This window comes from Devosia psychrophila, from assembly GCF_000971275.1.
Taxonomy (GTDB): Bacteria; Pseudomonadota; Alphaproteobacteria; order Rhizobiales; family Devosiaceae; genus Devosia; species Devosia psychrophila.
Map to the genome: position 1 here is coordinate 2,501 of NZ_LAPV01000071.1, position 3,038 is coordinate 5,538.

Here is a 3,038-nt window from a genome sequence, read left to right on the forward strand (position 1 = left end):
GTGCACAGGCGATGAAGGACGTAATACGCTGCGATAAGCGTCGGGGAGCTGCGAATAAGCTTTGATCCGATGATTTCCGAATGGGGAAACCCGACCATTTAGGTCACCCGCAAGGGAGCTAACCTGGGGAACTGAAACATCTAAGTACCCAGAGGAAAGGACATCAACCGAGACTCCGTTAGTAGTGGCGAGCGAACGCGGACCAGGCCAGTGGCCTCTTTGTAAGAACGGGAACAGAATGGAAATTCTGGCCATAGTGGGTGATAGCCCCGTACCGGTAGAAAGCATTGAGGTCCTCGAGTAAGGCGGAACACGTGAAATTCTGTCTGAACATGGGTAGACCACTATCCAAGCCTAAGTACTCGTGCACGACCGATAGCGAACAAGTACCGTGAGGGAAAGGTGAAAAGCACCCCGACGAGGGGAGTGAAATAGTTCCTGAAACTGGATGCATACAAACAGTCGGAGCCCGCAAGGGTGACGGCGTACCTCTTGTATAATGGGTCATCGACTTAGTCTGACTAGCAAGCTTAAGCCGTTAGGTGTAGGCGCAGCGAAAGCGAGTCTGAATAGGGCGTTAAGTTAGTCGGATTAGACCCGAAACCAAGTGATCTAGGTATGAGCAGGCTGAAGGTAAGGTAACACTTACTGGAGGGCCGAACCCACGTAAGTTGAAAATTGCGGGGATGACTTGTTCCTAGGGGTGAAAGGCCAATCAAACTTGGAAATAGCTGGTTCTCCGCGAAAGATATTTAGGTATCGCCTCGGACGAATACTGTGGGGGGTAGAGCACTGGATGGGCTAGGGGGTCTCACCGACCTACCAAACCTAACCAAACTCCGAATACCCACAAGTAATATCCGGGAGACAGACGGCGGGTGCTAAGGTCCGTCGTCAAAAGGGAAACAGCCCTAACCTACAGCTAAGGTCCCCAAGTCATAGTTAAGTGGGAAAGCATGTGGGAATGCTTAGACAACCAGGAGGTTGGCTTAGAAGCAGCCATCCTTTAAAGATAGCGTAACAGCTCACTGGTCAAGCGTTCCTGCGGCGAAGATGTACCGGGTCTAAAACTATGCACCGAAGCTTAGGGTTTACACGCAAGTGTAAGCGGTAGCGGAGCGTTCCGTAAGCCTGCGAAGCGGTACCTGTGAGGGGCCGTGGAGGTATCGGAAGTGCGAATGATGACATGAGTAGCGATAAAAAGTGTGAGAGACACTTTCGCCGAAAGTCCAAGGGTTCCTGCGCAATGCTAATCAGCGCAGGGTTAGTCGGCCCCTAAGGTGAGGCAGAAATGCGTAGCCGATGGGAATCACGTTAATATTCGTGAACCAGGTGGTAGTGACGGATCGCGCAGGTTCGTATCCCCTTATTGGATTGGGGGTGCGATGAGCCGGTTCCAGGAAATAGCTCCACCAACATTGACCGTACCCTAAACCGACACAGGTGGACTGGTAGAGTATACCAAGGCGCTTGAGAGAACTATACTGAAGGAACTCGGCAAATTGCATGCGTAACTTCGGGATAAGCATGACTTCTACGGAGGCAACTCTGTAGGAGTGGCACAAAAGAGGGGGTGGCGACTGTTTACTAAAAACACAGGGCTCTGCGAAGATGCAAATCGACGTATAGGGTCTGACGCCTGCCCGGTGCCGGAAGGTTAAAAGGAGGAGTTAACGCTCTGAATTGAAGCCCCGGTAAACGGCGGCCGTAACTATAACGGTCCTAAGGTAGCGAAATTCCTTGTCGGGTAAGTTCCGACCTGCACGAATGGCGTAACGACTTCCCCACTGTCTCCAGTATAGACTCAGCGAAATTGAATTCCCCGTGAAGATGCGGGGTTCCTGCGGTCAGACGGAAAGACCCCATGCACCTTTACTATAGCTTTACGCTGGCATTTGTGTCGGCATGTGCAGGATAGGTGGTAGGCTTTGAAGCAGGGACGCTAGTTTCTGTGGAGCCGCAAGATGAGATACCACCCTTATCGTCATAGATGTCTAACCGCGGCATAACAGTGTCCGGGACAGCGTATGGTGGGTAGTTTGACTGGGGCGGTCGCCTCCCAAAGAGTAACGGAGGCGCGCGATGGTGGGCTCAGGACGGTCGGAAATCGTCCGCTGAGTGCAATGGCATAAGCCTGCCTGACTGCGAGACTGACAAGTCGAGCAGAGACGAAAGTCGGTCATAGTGATCCGGTGGTCCCGCGTGGAAGGGCCATCGCTCAACGAATAAAAGGTACGCTGGGGATAACAGGCTGATAATGCCCAAGAGTCCATATCGACGGCATTGTTTGGCACCTCGATGTCGGCTCATCACATCCTGGGGCTGGAGCAGGTCCCAAGGGTATGGCTGTTCGCCATTTAAAGTGGTACGTGAGCTGGGTTTAGAACGTCGTGAGACAGTTCGGTCCCTATCTGCCGTGGGTGTAGGAATATTGAGAAGAGCTGACCCTAGTACGAGAGGACCGGGTTGGACGAATCTCTGGTGGACCTGTTGTGGCGCCAGCCGCATTGCAGGGTAGCTAAATTCGGACGGGATAACTGCTGAAAGCATCTAAGCAGGAAGCCTCCTTCAAAACTAGTATTCCCTTGAGAGCCGTGGAAGACCACCACGTCGATAGGCCGGGTGTGGAAGCGCAGCAATGTGTGAAGCTTACCGGTACTAATAGCTCGATTGGCTTGATCGTTCTCATTAATCTATGTCCGCATAGATTGTGAAATGTTCGATCGGTACACTAATACACCAGACACCCCTCCTTGCATGGGAGAGGCGGTGTCCAATACAGAACCAAATATAACCAGAATTCACCCCAGATGTTTTTCGCTGACCTTGTGGTTCTTGCGAGGAGCCCAAGACCCGATCCCATCCCGAACTCGACCGTCAAATTCCTCTGCGCCAATGGTACTAAGTCTCAAGGCTTGGGAGAGTAGGTCGCTGCAAGGTCTGCCAAAAACATCTGTGGTCTCATTTACGATCGTCGAAAGAAATAGCTAAAACCCCCAGTCAGAAATGACTGGGGGTTTTTGCGTTGGGGGTGATGA

2 rRNA genes (1 of these 2 cut by a window edge) are annotated in these 3,038 nt (G+C 52.1%); both read left to right on the plus strand.

From position 1 onward, the window contains the following. A 23S ribosomal RNA gene (locus tag WH91_RS05605) occupies window positions 1-2,683 on the plus strand (it extends 38 nt beyond the left edge of the window). Between the two features lie 141 nt (window positions 2,684-2,824). Further along, window positions 2,825-2,940: ribosomal RNA gene (rrf, locus tag WH91_RS05610) — 5S ribosomal RNA — on the plus strand. Window positions 2,941-3,038 lie beyond the last annotated feature (98 nt).